Raw genomic sequence first — 14135 nt, 5'->3', positions numbered from 1 at the left:
TCAGTCGATCCGCTCCACCGGCGGCGCCACCCAGGTGCCGTCGAGCACGGACTGCCCGGGCCAGTAGACGCGCAGCATCAGGTTGAAGCCGTCCGGCGGCGCCGGCAGCCAGTTGGATACCTGGCTGCCGGGCGGGCGCGCGTTCTGGATGGCGATGTCGAGCGAGCCGTCGCGGTTGTACCTGAGGCGGTCGCGGTCGCCGATGGCGTAGCGGTTCAGCGGGTTCGCCACGAACGCCTGCTTGTCGTTGTAGAGCGTGAGCGACCAGAACGCATTGGTCGGCGGCAGCTGGTTCTTGTCGAAATGCATGACGTAGCGCTTCGATCCGTCCAGCGGCTTGCCGGCCGAATCGACGCGCGTGGCGGGATAGACCGCATCGGCGGGCAGGTTGGCGCCCAGCCCCACCCACGCGACCAGTGCGCGCTTGCCGTAGGCGGTGCCGTAGTTGCCGATACCGGGGCGGACCGTCCATTCCGCCCCGGTATCGGCGGCGCGCTTGGCCGCGCCCGCGATGCCGGCCAGCGCGGTGGTGGCGCCTTCTTGCACGGCGCGGGCCGTGGCGGGCTCCAGCGCCGTCACCGAGAACGGCGCGCCGGGCACGATGCCGAGCTTCCTGATCGACTCGACCATCGCCGCGTCGGCCGGCGCCGGCGGATTGGCCGGCAGCAGCGCGGCGAAGCGCGTGAAGAAGGCCTGCGCGTCCATCGCCGCGACCTGCTCGGCCGGCGGCGTTTCCGTGTCCACGGCATTGCCCGCCGGCGCCGCCTGCGACCGCGCCTTGCCGCCGCCCTGCCACGCCGACAGCGGCATCAGGCGGTACTGGCTCTGCAGGCGGCGCACCGCCGCGTAGTCCTTCTTGCCGTTGGTCTGGGTGCGGCCGATCAGCCAGACCATCTCGGTCGGGGCGCGGATTTCCTTCACGCCGGGCGGCAGCGTGCCGGTCCAGCGCGGGCCGGTGATGGCGAACACGGCTTTCCTGGTGCCCGTGGTGCGCTTGCCCGGCGAGGCGAACACATTGGTCCACGCATCCATCATCGGCATCAGGTAGTAGCGGCCGCGGGTATCGGGCAGCGACAGGATCTGCGGCTCCTCGCTCAGGTCCAGCCATGCCGTGGAATAGAGCGTGTCGGCGTTGGGGCTGACCACGTCGGTAAACGTGGCATCGGGAAAGCCGCGCATGTGCGCGAAGGTATTGGCCGGCGTGCGCGCGGTCATGACCTCGCGCGTGACGTCCATCAGCACCAGCGGATAAGCGTAGGTGAATACCTGGGCCGACAAGGCCTTGACCGTCGCATCCGGCTGGCTGGAGGCGCCCTGCGGCGCCTGCGCCTTCTGCGGTCCCGCGGCGCAACCTGCCAGCAGCAGGCCGAGGGCCGCCGCGCCCGCGATCTGGCGAATCGAAAAACTCATGACCCCGATCCCTTTTTTGGTTTGACTACCCGTCGTGCCGGTTACCGCTGAAGCGGAGATATTTTCCCGCACGAACGTGTGATTTTATTCGAACGATGATGGGCTGGCGAGTCCGGGCTTGTCAATTCGCGTGTCTGAATTAATGCGGTGCAGCGCACCAACGGCCGGCCTTATGGCCGGTGCGCCGGCGGGCCGGACGAGACCCCGCGTCGGCCGGCGCCGCCTGCGTCCGCATGATTCTTGCGGGAGCGCGCCCGCGCGGCCCGGCCGGCTCGCGCCCCGGCTCGCCGCGCGGCCACCGGGCCGCCCGGCCATTGATGCATTGACGCGCCTGGGCCGGCGCGCCATCCGGTTCTGCCTTTCCGCCAGGATTAGAGGGTAAACCACCCTCTGATCGGCCATTAAATACCGTCAAAAATAAGAGCATTCTTATATTAATTTCCAAAAACCGTAATTAGAATTCTCTCATCGCTGGCAGAGAAATTTCCTACGTCAGCCACGGAACCATCTCAACACGGGGAGAGAAAAACAAGACGGGAAAATCATCCAACGGGGAAACACCAGACTATCCGGATCGAGACAGCGGGACCATTGAATAATCAATGGCCCCTGCCCGGCTACTGTCCGATATTACTGCCCGCGAAAATCGCGGGATAACCAGATTCATTCGATCAGAAAAATGGCACCCGCGGCCGGCCCGCGGGCGCGGGGCCGCCTTTTGTCCGGCGGATCCATAACACCTGTATTGCACCCGCACCGGAGGCGCCCTCATGTCCAACTGGAAACGACCCTTTCTTTATCGTCTTGGCCCGGGCATCGTCCTGCCCCTATTCCTGTTCCTGCCCGGCTGCGGCGGTGGCGGCGATGGCCCGGCCAGCGACAACATGCCATCCGCGGTGCCGGGCGCGCCCACCTGCACGGCGCCGGCCGAAGTCGCCGCCGATACCGTGCTCGACGGCGCCTGCGTCTACAGGCAGGCCTTCACCATCACCCGCTCCGGCGTCACGCTGGATTGCAGCGGCGCGCTCATCGACGGCCGCGGCACCGACGCCAAGGGCATCTACGTGAACTCGCGCGGCAACCCGCTAAGCAACGTCACCATCCGCAACTGCCGCCTCAAGGACCAGGCCTCGGCGGGCATCGCGGTCGGCTGGAGCGGCTCGCTCGCGGCCAGGCTGCAGACCTACTCCCGCGACGACATCTACGCGCGCACGCCGCAGCAGGTGCTGATCGAGAATGTCAGCGTGGCAGGCGCGGGCGACACCGGCATCTATATCGAGACCTACGCCTCCGGCATCACGCTGAGCCATGTCACCGTGACCGGCTCGCGCGGCCCGGGCGTGTACCTGGACGCCTCGACGCGCGACAACCGGATCGTGGACTCCACGTTCACCGGCAACGGCGTGCCGCGCACCCGCGAAGCCATCGCCATCGACTCCTCGGCCGGCAACGTGATCGCGGGCAACCAGTTCAGCGGCAACGCCCTGGCCGCCATCGCGCTCTACAAGAACTGCGGCGAGAACCAGGGCCCGACGCGCTGGCAGCACTCGGACCGCAACCTGATCCAGGACAACGATTTCGCCGCGCAGAGCGTGGGCGTGTGGATCGCGTCGCGGCAGAGCCGGGACCTGAGCAACTGGAATTGCGGCGATCCCTCCTACTATGCCGGCCGCTATTTCCTCGATTATGCGCAGGACAACCGGGTGATAAGCAACCGCTTCAGCAATGTCCGGCAGGGCGTGATCGTGGAGGACGACAATAATACGGTGAGCGGAAATACCTTTTCCGGCAGCAGAAGCGCCGACATCGTGACGGGCGCCCAATATCGCGCCATGTATCTCGGACGCCCCGTTTCGGGGCTGGTCGCGGAAAACAATACCTACCTGCCGTAGACGACGGGAAATGGCGGCAAGCTAACAGGAACCTTCCGATCAATAGGAATCCCCCGAAGGGGCGGGATTGTACCTGCGCGGTTGCGCACTACAATCCCGCTGCACAACACCGATGCCACACCGGAAACGCTGCCCGATGCCATACGGCAACACCAGCAGGGACCTTCAGAGTCTCTCAGAGGCGCGATACGGAGCAGGAATTACACAGGAAGCACCGCAATGACGTTTTATCTTCTGGGGTTCCTGGCTTTCGAAGCCATGTGGTTCTTTCCATTCAGGAAGGTCTTCCGCGCCGCGCACTTCGGCGCACCCTATGCCTACCTGTCGCTGATCCCGCTGATGGGTCCGCTGTTGTGCATCTGGATCCTGGCGGCGCGACCGTGGCCGCTCAAGACCAAGCTCGTGCGCACCTTCTCCGTGTCCTGAGGGCCGCGCCCTGCGGCGCGCCGCCCACGGCACCATGCACGGAACACCGTGGCGAGGACATCGCGCGGTTCCGCCGGATGCCGAACGTCCATGACCATGCAGCGGCGGTCGCACCGCCCATGCGTGGCTTGAGCGGGAGGCATTGGCGTGGACCGGCGCCGGGGCCGGTCACGCGGTAGCGATGCTGCCCGGATGCAATCCGAATGCGGGCGGCGGTCAGGCCGGCGCGCCGGCCAGCCGCGTGCGCTCGGCCGCCGCCGCGAGCCAGGCCGCGGCCTGGTCCGGGATCGTGACCGGCAGCATGTGCCCGCCGGGCACCAGTTCCAGTTCCAGCGCCGGCAGCTTGTCCTTCATGGCCTGCCCGTGCGCGCGCCAGTCGAGGATGGCGTCGGCCGTGCCGTACAGGATGCTGACCGGCAGCGCCAGCGACGCATAGCGCCCGGCCATCGCGGGCAGGTCTTCCTCCAGGCTGGTCATGTCGGACGACGCGGCATAGAACGCGCCCGGCCGCAGGCCGAGCAGGCCGCCGCCGGCGGTGCCGAAATCCGCCGGCGGGCGCTCCGGGCTGAAGACGAATTCCAGCATGTCGCGCCCGCGCAGGATCGAGCGCGGGATGGCCAGCGTCCACGCAACCACGCGCCGCAGCGCGGCCGGCGATACCGCCAGCGCGCGGAACACGGCGGGCGGGCCGGCTACCGGATGCGTGAGCGGCGCGATCAGCGCCAGGCCGGCGGCCGTGCCCGGATGATCGAGCGCCACGCCGAGCGCGACCGCGCCGCCCAGCGAATGCCCCACCAGCAGCGGGTCTTTCAGGTCCAGCGCCCGCATGAACCGGGCGATGACCTCGCTCTGCTTGCGCAGGCGCGCCGACATGCCCGCCGGACGGGTCGAATACCCCGAGCCGGGCCGGTCGACCAGGATCACGCGGAAGCGCGGCGTCAGCCGCTCCAGCAGCGCGTAGGAGAAATTGCCGGTCTGGCCGCCCAGCCCGTGCACCATCACGATCACCGGCCCCTGGCCCTGGTCGATGTAGTGCAGGCGGGCGCCGTCGATCTCGATGAACTTGCCGCGCGGCGGCAGCGCCTTCTCGACCTTGCGCGCGATGAACGCAGTGAATGCCACCAGGCCGGCGATGACGGCGGCGACGATGGCGATGCAGGCAATCAGTATGGTCATGGCGTCCTTTCCTCAACCGTGCGCCGATTCCGCCGCCCGGGCGGGCGCCGGCGCGCGCGGCGCGGCCGGGCCGGCCCGGCCGAATTCCATCGCATCATCCTCCACTTTGCCGAACTTGAGCGCCATCAGGTCGAACAGGTAGTTCTGGTGGACCCGCCACGGACGCTTGCTGCCCTGCCGGGGCAGGATGCCGCTGGCGCGCTGCACGTAGCCCGAGGTCAGCGACAGCGAAGGCTCGTCGTCGCCGGCGGCGTGGCCGCGCCGCGGCGCGCACCAGTCATGGCCGTTGGCCTCCATGTGGTTGATGAGCCGGCAGACGTACATCGACGACAACTCCGCCTTCAGCGTCCACGACGCATTGACGTAGCCCATCGCCACCGCCAGGTTGGGCACGTCGCTGTACATCATGCCCTTGTACATGAAGGCCTGCGCCGGATCGGCGGGCTCGCCGTCCACCTCGATCCGCATGCCGCCCGCCACCTTCAGTTGCAGGCCGGTGGCGGTGACGATCACGTCCGCGTCGAGCGTCTGCCCGGAGCGCAGCTGCAGGCCGGTCTCGGTGAAGGATTCGATATGGTCGGTCACCACCGACGCCCTGCCCGCGCGGATCGACTTGAACAGGTCCGAGTCCGGCACCAGGCACAGGCGCTGGTCCCACGGCTTGTAGGCTGGCGAGAAATGCTTGTCGACGTCGTAGTCCGGGCCGAGCTGCGCGCGCGCGGCCTCGAGAATCTTGCGCTTGACCAGTTCCGGCTTCCTGCGCGCGAGGTGGTAGAAGTACATGCCGAACAGCACGTTCTTCCAGCGCGTGACCCGATGCGCCATGCCGGCCGGCAGCTTGCGCCGCAGCCAGGCGGACACCGCGTCGCTGGACGGGCGCGCGACGATGTAGGTCGGCGAGCGCTGCAGCATGGTCACGTGCGCGGCGCGCTTGGCCATCTCCGGGAGCAGCGTCACGGCGGTGGCGCCGCTGCCGATCACCACCACGCGCTGGTCGTCGTAGACGAGGTCCTCGGGCCAGTGCTGGGGATGCACCACGCGGCCGCCGAAGCGCTCCATGCCCGGCCAGCCCGGCATGTAGCCGTCCGCGTAGTCGTAGTAGCCGCTGCACAGGTAGAGGAAATTGCAGGTGAAGCGCGCCGGCTCGCCCTGCGGGCCCACGGCGGCGTCCACCGTCCAGCGCGCCGTCTCGGACGACCACGACGCGCGCGTGGCGCGGTGGCCGAAGCGGATGTGGCGCTCGATGTCGAAGGTCCTGGCCGTGTCGCGGATGTATTCGAGGATGGCGTCGCCGGCGGCGATCGACTTGTCGCTGCGCCACGGCCGGAAGCTGAAGCCCAGCGTGTACATGTCCGAGTCGGAGCGCACGCCGGGATAGCGGAACAGGTCCCAGGTGCCGCCGATGGCGTCGCGGCCCTCCAGGATGGCGTAGCGCTTGCCCGGGCAACTGGTCTGCAGGTGGTAGGCCGCGCAGATGCCGGACAGCCCGGCGCCCACGACCAGCACATCGAAATGGTGGACCTGCTCTTGCGGCGCCTGCCGCGCCGGGGGATGCGCCTTGTCTGCGTTGCCTGCTAGCATCGGTTGTCTCCTGTTCCTGTTGGCCGGTCGTGGCCGGGCACCTCGGCATCGCATTTCCTGCGTCTCGCTCGTCTGCGCGTTTGCGCATTGCCGTGGTGCCCGCGTGCCGACTTCCGACTAGACTAGGGTGTTCACCCTAATTAATCAACCGGGATCGCCCGAACCCGGGCTTTCCCTTAAGCCCTGGCCTCGCGCGCCACGCAAGACATGCTGCATGCCAAACACCGCCGACCCGATCCGGCCACCCGCGCGGAGCGCCGCCCATGAGCGCGGACAGCGCCGCGGCGCGGCGGCCCAAGACCCGCGAGCGCATCCTCGCGGCCTGCCTGAGCCTGTTCAACGAGCGCGGGCCGATGGTCGTGACCACGGCTGAGATCGCCGCGGCGGTCGGCATCAAGGAAGGCAATCTCCATTACCACTTCAACCGCAAGGAGCAGATTCTCGAAGCGCTGTTCGACGCGTTCGAGCACGCGCTGCGCGACACCGCCGTGGCCGACCTCGCGCAAGGTAACGCGCCGCAGCGCTTTGCCGGCTACCTGAGCGGCTGGTTCAGCCTGATGTGGGAATGGCGTTTCTTCTACCGCGACGCGGCCGCGATCCGCGCGCTCGCCCCCGCCCTGCGCGCGCGCACCGAGGCGCTCGCCGACGACGGCCAGCGCCACGTGCGGCGCGTGTTCGCCAGCATGGAAGCGGCGGGCCTGCTGCGCGCCACGCCGGCGCAGCTCGACCACCTCGTGGTCAATAGCTGGATCGTGTCGACGTACTGGATCGATTACCTGCGCTCGCGCCACGGCATCGACGCGCTGCGGCGCGAACACATCAGTTGGGGCGCGTCGCAGGTGATGAGCCTGTTCTCGCCCTACCTCACCGAAACGGGACAGGCGCTGCTGAATATCGATACGGCGCGCTAGCCGGCCATTGCGTTGCCAGCCACGACAGGCAAAGCCGTTTCACTGCGAGGGATGCGGCCGGTAAGGCCAGTGACTGGATCGAGGAGCGCTTCGCCGGCCAGCCTGCGCTGCGGCTACGGCGGCGCCCTGCTTCGGCGAGTGACCGATGACCGCACCGCCGATTGGCCTGACGCAAAGCTGGCGTATCGGCGCGGGTGTCGATGTAGGGAATGTGGTTGCGGGGGCAGGACTTGAACCTGCGACCTTCGGGTTATGAGCCCGACGAGCTGCCAACTGCTCCACCCCGCGGGCCGAAATATACGCGGATCGGTGGCATCTGGATACCCCTGGGCGGGAAAAAACCGGAAAAGCGCCTAGCCCGGCGGCCCGTTTGCGGCGCGGAGTGCCCGGCAGCGCGGTGACGTGGTGGCGAAGCAGTGCAGCGTTCGCTTTCAGCTATTGCCGTCGATCCACTTCCTTGCCCAGGCATAGGCCGCCGCCTTCGCCTCGTCAGGCGTGGCGTGCTGGCTGCCGATCGCCCGCGCGTCCTGGACGATGGCGCCATCCTCCCAGATCGCGCACGACGCCATGTGCAGGCCGGCCTTGATGGTTCTGCAGAACACGTGGATGACGTACCCCTTGTATTCCGCCTTGTACTCCTTGGTGCCGCTGTCCATTTGGCGTGCCCGTCCGTTCTCGCCGCGGGGCGAATCCTGCGCCGCATCCTAGCATGCGCCCCCGCGGCAAGGCCCTGGCATCCCCCTCTTGCCGGCGGCCTGCAATCTGCGAAAAGCACGCTATACTGTATATCCATACAGTATCACATGAGGCCAAGAAATCATGTTCAGCTGCGATCCCGGCACCCTCTACCTGTACAGCCAGCGCCCCGCCGCGGCCCGGCTGTCGATCCGCTGCCCGCTCCTGACGGTGGACGACCCGCTGCTCACGGCCGACACTTGGAATCCCGAAGCCGAGGCGGCCGCGCAGGCCGCCGGCGCCACGCTGTACCTTTCGGGCATCGACACGGCGGCCCTGAAGGCGCTGCCGTGGACCATCGACGCGCTGGCGTTCGAGCGCGACGGCGCGCGCATCAGCTTCAGCATCGCCGAAGGCATGGAATTCCTCAGTCCCGTCACGCTGTGCCTGCGCACGCGCGGCGAGCGCCACTACGCCACGCTGCAGGAGACGGCCTGCGAGCCTTGAGCGGAACCGCGCAAGGCCGCGCGCAGCCGCATCGCGCCGCCCGGCCGCCAGGCGCAGCCGCTATTCCGCTGCTTGAGGTTCAGGCCGCGGCAGCGCTCGCCGCGCGGACACCGACGCTCTGCTCGAGGCGCGCGAGCAGGCGCTTGCCGTGCTCCACCACGGCCGGATCGGCGGTCATCTGGTAGCGGACGATCATGCCTTCGAGGCACAGCATGGCTTCCTCGGCCACCTCGCCGGGTTCCGCCAGCCCCAGCCGCCCGGCGATGTCGGCAAGGTACGCGCTAAGCGACGCCTTGTGCGCGACGGCCTGCTGCAGATGCTCCGGCACCCCGGTGCTGCCCGCCTCGGCGACCACGTTGATGAAGGCGCAGCCGCGGAAGGTGTCCTGCGCGAACCACGCGCCCAGGGCTTCGGCGATCACGCCGAGGCCCGGCGAGACGGCAAAGCGCGCCTCCACCTCCTCGGTGAACCAGTGCATCCAGAAGTCATGGCGCCAGTCGAGAAAGGCGGAAATCAGTTCGTTCTTGGAGGCGAAATGCCGGTAGAGCGACATCTTCGCCACATCGGATTCGGCAATGATCTTGTCGATGCCGGTCGCCCGGAAGCCGTCCTGGTAGAACAGCCGTGCCGCCGTGTCGAGAATCCGGTCCCGGGCCGAGGGCTGTGCCATGGCGCCCTTCCTTGAAATGAGATAGACAACTCAGTATTGCAGACAGACCTGTCTCTGTAAAGCCGGGGCATGGCGCCGGTACCGCGCCGGCTCTGCGATGCCCCCATTCGGCCCGGCAAACGGAACCCCCGCCGCGCATCCGTCACCTGGTATGACCGAATTCGCCGGAACTGATCCTGTTCGGCCGGCGGCCCACCGGCTAGCCTTGTGCCCTCTCCTCACTCAAGCCGCCCGCGCCCGCCCCCCGGGTAGCGGCTGCCGCGATCTTTGCCATGTACTCGTATGACACCGTCGACCAGCAGGTGGTCGACCAGCGCGTCGCCCAGTTCTCCGACCAGACCACGCGCTTCCTGGACGGCCGGCTGACGGAAGATGAATTCCGCGTGCTGCGCCTGCAGAACGGCCTCTACATCCAGCGCCACGCGCCCATGCTGCGCGTGGCGATTCCCTACGGCATGCTCGCCAGCCGGCAGCTGCGCAAGCTCGCCCATATCGCGCGCCGCTGGGACCGCGGCTACGGCCATTTCAGCACCCGCCAGAACATGCAGTTCAACTGGCCGCGCCTGGAAGACGCGCCCGCCATCCTCGCCGAGCTGGCCACGGTGCAGATGCACGCGATCCAGACCAGCGGCAACTGCATCCGCAACACCACCACCGACCACCTCGCCGGCATCGCGCCGGACGAGATCGTCAACCCGCTGGTCTGGTGCGAGATCATCCGGCAATGGTCGATGCTGCATCCCGAGTTCGCCTTCCTGCCGCGCAAGTTCAAGATCGCCGTGAGCGGCGCGCGCACGGACCGGGCCGCGGTGGGCGTGCACGACATCGGCCTGCAGGCCGTCAGCCGCGACGGCGAGACCGGTTTTCGCGTGTGGGTGGGCGGCGGCATGGGCCGCACGCCGATCGTGGGCAAGCTGATCAGCGAATACGTGCACTGGTCGGACCTGCTGACCTACCTGCAGGCCACGCTGCGCGTCTACAACCTGCACGGCCGCCGCGACAACAAGTACAAGGCGCGCATCAAGATCCTCGTCAAGGACCTCACCCCGGCCGTGTTCGCGCAGCAGGTCGACGAGCAATGGCAGCGCATCCGCGGCGGCCCCGACACGGTCAGCGCCGAGTTCGTGCAGGACATCGCCGGCCGCTTCACCACGCCGGCCTACGATCCCGCCGCGGCCGGCGACGACGACCCCGCGGCCGCGCTGGCAGAACAGGACCCGCGCTTCCGCCGCTGGCTGCGCAGCAACGTCCATGCCCACCGCGTGGCCGGCTATTGCTCGGTCACGGTATCGCTCAAGGCCACCGGCAGCCCGCCGGGCGACATCACCGCCGACCAGATGGATGCCGTCGCCGACCTCGCCGACACCTACGGCTTCGGCGAACTGCGCGTCTCGCACGAGCAGAACCTCATCCTCGCCGACATCCGCCGCGTCCACCTGCATCAGGTCTGGCAACGGCTGGACCCGTTGCGGCTGGCCACGCCGAACATCGGCCTGCTGACCAACATCATCGCCTGCCCGGGCGGCGACTTCTGCTCGCTCGCCAATGCCGTCTCCATCCCGCTGGCCGAGGCCATCCAGCAGCGCTTCGACGACCTCGACTTCCTCCACGACATCGGCGAGCTGGACCTGAACATCTCCGGCTGCATCAACTCGTGCGGGCACCACCACGTGGGCCACATCGGCATCCTCGGCGTCGACAAGGCCGGCGAGGAGTGGTACCAGGTCACCATCGGCGGCCGCCAGAACGGCGCGCTGTCCGGCGAGCGGCGCGACATGGAAGACGGCGCCGGCGGCGCGGCCATCGGCAAGATCATCGGCCCGTCGTTCGCGCGCGAGGAAATCCCCGACGTGGTGGAACTGCTGGTGCAGACCTACCTCTCGCTGCGCGAGGACGACGAGGAACGGTTCATCGACGTGGTCGAGCGCACCGGCATCGAACCGTTCAAGACCGCGGTCTACACCGACGCGCGGATCGTCCAGCGCAAGCTGCAGGCGGAGAACGCACGTGTCTGAGGCCCGCATGACAAACCCGGTCGCCAACGTCATCCGCAACGGCGCGCTCGAGCCGGACAAGTGGCGCGCCTTCGTTGCCAATGACGGTGAAGGCGGTGAAGTTGGAAAAGGCGACGGCGCCGATGCGCCCGCCGCGCTGCCGCCCGACGAGGACGGCTGGCTCGTCACCGCCGCCACCTGGCTGGCGATGAAAGCCCGGCTGCGGCAGCGCGCGCATCCGGTCGCCGTGTATCTCGCGCCGGACGCCGACCCCGAACTGCTGCTCGAGCCCGGCGCGAACGTCATCGACCCGGCCGGCATCGCCCACCTGGCGATCGACTTCCCCGTCTACACCGATGGCCGCGGCTACTCGCTGGCGCAGTTGCTGCGCACGCAATACGGCTGGACCGGCGAGCTGCGCGCGGTGGGCGACGTGATGATCGACACGGTGCACTACATGGCGCGCTGCGGCTTCGACAGCTTCGCCATCAAACCCAGCCACGATCCCCGCGCGGCCCTCGAAGCGCTCGGCACATTCACGGTCCATTACCAGAAAGGCTACCGGCGCCCGGCCACGCCGGCCTGAGCGTCCGGCGCTGGCGTCCAGGCCGGCAGCACCTCCTGGGCGAACGCGACGAAGGCCCGCACGGCCGCGCTGCGGTAGGCGCCCCTGCGCTGGAGCAGCGCGGCCTCGCGCGGCGGCAGCGGCGGCTCCAGCCTGACCTTGCGCAGGTCGCCGCTGTCCTGCGCGATGGCGGCCGGCAGCACCGTCATCAGGCGGCCGCGCCGCACCGCCTCGACCACCGCGCTGACCGAGTTCGCCTCCAGCGCGACCTGCGGCACGATGCCCTGCCGGCCAAGATAATTGTCGATGTAGTGGCGCGTGGCGAACTCCTGCGTCAGCAAGGCAAACGGCTCGTCCTGCATCTCCTTGCGCGTGAGCGGCGTGCGCCGCCTGGCATAGCGGTGCCCCGCGCCCACCACCAGCGCCAGCGGCTCCAGCAGCAGCGGCTGCGTGTCGATGTCCGCCAGCCGCACGTCCTTGAACGCGATGCCCATGTCGAGGCTGTCCTGCAGCAGCATCTGCTCGATCTGCGCCTGCGGCATCTCCAGCACGCTCAAGACGATGCCGGGATAGCGCTCATTGAAATCCATCACGAGCGGCCCGACCAGATAAGGCGTGAACGTCGGCGTCATCGCCAGCCGCAAGCTGCCGCGCGTCAGTTCCTGGACATCGTGAACCGCCCGCTTGCCCGCCTCCAGATCCTGCAGCGCGCGCCGCGCATAGAGCAGGTAAGCCTGCCCGGCATCGGTGGTGCGGACGCTGCGGCCCGAGCGGTCGAACAACTGCACGCCGAGCGTGTCCTCCAGTTGCCGGATCTGCTGCGAAAGCGTCGGCTGCGAAACATGCAGCGCCTCGGCCGCGCGGGTGAAATTGCCGCATTCGGCAACGGCGAGAAAGTAGCGGACATGGCGGAGCAGCATCGGGATCAACGATTGGGATTGGCTATGGGAGGGATGGTAAGCCAGTCCCTGGACCAATAGCGGATCGCACCCGGACTTTCGTGCGCCGCCGCTGGAACCGCTTCGCGGCAGATGGCGGCCCGTGACAATGCGACAGCGCGGGCAATGCGCGCGACGACGGACAGGGCAATGAAAAAGACAATGCAAAAAGGGCTCCCGGAAACGGAAGCCCTTCAAATAAGGTGGTGCGGCTGGCAGGATTCGAACCCACGACCCCTTGGTTCGTAGCCAAGTACTCTATCCAACTGAGCTACAGCCGCACGCGAGGTCGCAATTGTAGCGCAGCCATGCCTGAATGCAAGCGTTTTTTACAGCCATGTGTCAGGCCGTTTTCCCGCCGCTGCGGGGCCTACCAGCGATAGCGCGCGCCCAGCGTGCCGCCCGGGTTGCGTCCGGCCTTGAGCTTGATCCACAGCTTGACGCCGCCGTTCGTGCTGCCGTGCGCGCCGACGTTGACCGACAGCAGCCCGCGCAGCATGTCGGGGTCGATGCGTGTGCCGTTGATGTTGATGGCCTGCTTGTGGTCTTGCCAGAGATCGGCTTCGACGAACGGGTAGACCCCGTTGGCGCCGTTGAGCCGGGTCGGCTGGGTACGGTAGAGCCGCACCAGCACTTCGGCCGCGCTCGCGTCCGCGGGCTGGCTGCCGAGGAAACCCGTGCCGCTGCGGTCGAGGGCCGGCTGGTAGGCGAGCTGCACGCGCGGCTGGATCGTCAGGCCGCCGCTGCGCGGCAGCACGGTGTCGAGCGACAGCGCCATGCTCTGCACGCGGTTGCCGACATGGCCCGTGGCCGAGGTGGCGTCGTCGAGGTGCACCGACACGGCGGGCCACGCGGCGCGCGGCGCCGGGTCCGCGTAGGCTGGCAGCGGGCCTGGCGCGTCGTTGTAAGCCGTGGCGGGCGTGCCGGACGAATGCGTGGTGGCGGGTCGGCCCCAGCCGCCGAGCGAGGCAACCAGGACAGGCTGGCCGCCGCGCGCCGCGCCGGCCGGCATGGCCGGCGCCGTGGCAACCGTGTCGGCGGCCATGCCGGCCGGCGCGGCGCCGAGCGTATTGGCGGCGACGATGACCGCATCGCTGCCGGAGACCTGCGCGGGCGGTTCGCCTTCGAGCTGGTCCCAGCCGAAGGTGCCGCCGCCGGCTGGCCTTTCCTCGCCCTGGGCGAGGCTGGCCACGATCATGGCGAGTATCGAGCAACAACACTGGCGGCACGGATGGGGATGGAGATGGCGATCGTGAATACCCGGGCAATGCCCGCTGGCACCGACCTGCGCCCTGCTCGGAGACCACGCGCCCCTGGCCATGACCGCACCTCTGGCTTGAAAATCCGCTACGGCTTTGCTTGAGCATAGGTCAAAGCCCTCGCGACCGTA

13 protein-coding genes and 2 tRNA genes are annotated in these 14135 nt (G+C 68.3%); 6 read left to right on the top strand and 9 right to left on the bottom strand.

Translation table 11 applies throughout. The annotated features are described in order from the left end of the window. Complete coding sequence (locus ACWTPI_RS26580) at positions 1-1410, bottom strand: DUF1254 domain-containing protein (RefSeq protein WP_454733212.1); 1410 nt, start codon at positions 1408-1410, stop codon at positions 1-3. A gap of 770 nt (positions 1411-2180) precedes the next feature. Here ACWTPI_RS26580 and ACWTPI_RS26575 point away from each other — a divergent pair. Both ACWTPI_RS26575 and ACWTPI_RS26570 read left to right on the top strand, forming a co-directional pair. Continuing rightward, complete coding sequence (locus tag ACWTPI_RS26575; RefSeq protein WP_454733211.1) at positions 2181-3302, top strand: right-handed parallel beta-helix repeat-containing protein; 1122 nt, start codon at positions 2181-2183, stop codon at positions 3300-3302. Between the two features lie 219 nt (positions 3303-3521). Then, complete coding sequence (locus ACWTPI_RS26570; RefSeq protein WP_020203366.1) at positions 3522-3728, top strand: hypothetical protein; 207 nt, start codon at positions 3522-3524, stop codon at positions 3726-3728. Positions 3729-3944: 216 nt separating this feature from the next. Here ACWTPI_RS26570 and ACWTPI_RS26565 read toward each other — a convergent pair whose 3' ends face one another. After that, a complete protein-coding gene (locus ACWTPI_RS26565) occupies positions 3945-4904 on the bottom strand; it encodes an alpha/beta fold hydrolase (protein ID WP_020203365.1) in 960 nt (319 codons plus the stop codon). Positions 4905-4916: 12 nt separating this feature from the next. After that, on the bottom strand, positions 4917-6485 hold the full coding sequence (locus tag ACWTPI_RS26560) for a flavin-containing monooxygenase (protein ID WP_454733210.1): 1569 nt from the start codon (positions 6483-6485) through the stop codon (positions 4917-4919). Positions 6486-6748: 263 nt separating this feature from the next. Here ACWTPI_RS26560 and ACWTPI_RS26555 point away from each other — a divergent pair, with 263 nt between their 5' ends. Continuing rightward, complete coding sequence (locus tag ACWTPI_RS26555; protein ID WP_454733209.1) at positions 6749-7396, top strand: TetR/AcrR family transcriptional regulator; 648 nt, start codon at positions 6749-6751, stop codon at positions 7394-7396. 212 nt (positions 7397-7608) lie between these two features. On the opposite strand, the gene ACWTPI_RS26550 is transcribed toward ACWTPI_RS26555, so the two are convergent. Both ACWTPI_RS26550 and ACWTPI_RS26545 read right to left on the bottom strand, forming a co-directional pair. Further along, positions 7609-7684, bottom strand: a tRNA-Met gene (locus tag ACWTPI_RS26550). A 143-nt stretch (positions 7685-7827) separates the two neighbouring features. After that, a complete protein-coding gene (locus ACWTPI_RS26545) occupies positions 7828-8052 on the bottom strand; it encodes a DUF6566 family protein (RefSeq protein ID WP_059411751.1) in 225 nt (74 codons plus the stop codon). A gap of 163 nt (positions 8053-8215) precedes the next feature. Between ACWTPI_RS26545 and ACWTPI_RS26540 the strand changes: the two genes are divergently transcribed. After that, positions 8216-8578 carry a hypothetical protein gene (locus ACWTPI_RS26540; protein WP_059411752.1) on the top strand — a complete coding sequence of 121 codons (363 nt, stop codon included), beginning with the start codon at positions 8216-8218 and terminating at the stop codon, positions 8576-8578. Between the two features lie 79 nt (positions 8579-8657). Here the strand turns inward: ACWTPI_RS26540 and ACWTPI_RS26535 are convergent, their stop codons facing one another. Further along, positions 8658-9248, bottom strand: coding sequence for a TetR/AcrR family transcriptional regulator (locus ACWTPI_RS26535; protein ID WP_454733208.1), 591 nt, complete (start codon positions 9246-9248; stop codon positions 8658-8660). A 272-nt stretch (positions 9249-9520) separates the two neighbouring features. Between ACWTPI_RS26535 and ACWTPI_RS26530 the strand changes: the two genes are divergently transcribed. Continuing rightward, a complete protein-coding gene (locus tag ACWTPI_RS26530) occupies positions 9521-11263 on the top strand; it encodes a nitrite/sulfite reductase (RefSeq protein WP_454733207.1) in 1743 nt (580 codons plus the stop codon). Between the two features lie 7 nt (positions 11264-11270). After that, positions 11271-11828, top strand: a complete 558-nt coding sequence (locus ACWTPI_RS26525) for a DUF934 domain-containing protein (RefSeq protein WP_454733206.1) — start codon at positions 11271-11273, stop codon at positions 11826-11828. Here ACWTPI_RS26525 and cynR read toward each other — a convergent pair. The 3 genes from cynR to ACWTPI_RS26510 all read right to left on the bottom strand — a co-directional run bounded on the left by cynR (position 11801) and on the right by ACWTPI_RS26510 (position 13943). Then, positions 11801-12727: a transcriptional regulator CynR gene (gene cynR / locus ACWTPI_RS26520; protein ID WP_454733205.1), complete on the bottom strand. Its 927-nt coding sequence runs from the start codon at positions 12725-12727 to the stop codon at positions 11801-11803. The genes ACWTPI_RS26525 and cynR overlap by 28 nt on opposite strands. A gap of 222 nt (positions 12728-12949) precedes the next feature. Continuing rightward, a tRNA-Arg gene (locus ACWTPI_RS26515) sits at positions 12950-13026 on the bottom strand. An 89-nt stretch (positions 13027-13115) separates the two neighbouring features. Then, positions 13116-13943 (bottom strand): hypothetical protein, encoded by an 828-nt coding sequence (locus ACWTPI_RS26510; RefSeq protein WP_454733204.1) that lies wholly within the window; start codon positions 13941-13943, stop codon positions 13116-13118. Positions 13944-14135 lie beyond the last annotated feature (192 nt).

This window comes from Cupriavidus ulmosensis, assembly GCF_977008105.1.
This window is presented reverse-complemented; position numbering and strand designations above follow the sequence as displayed.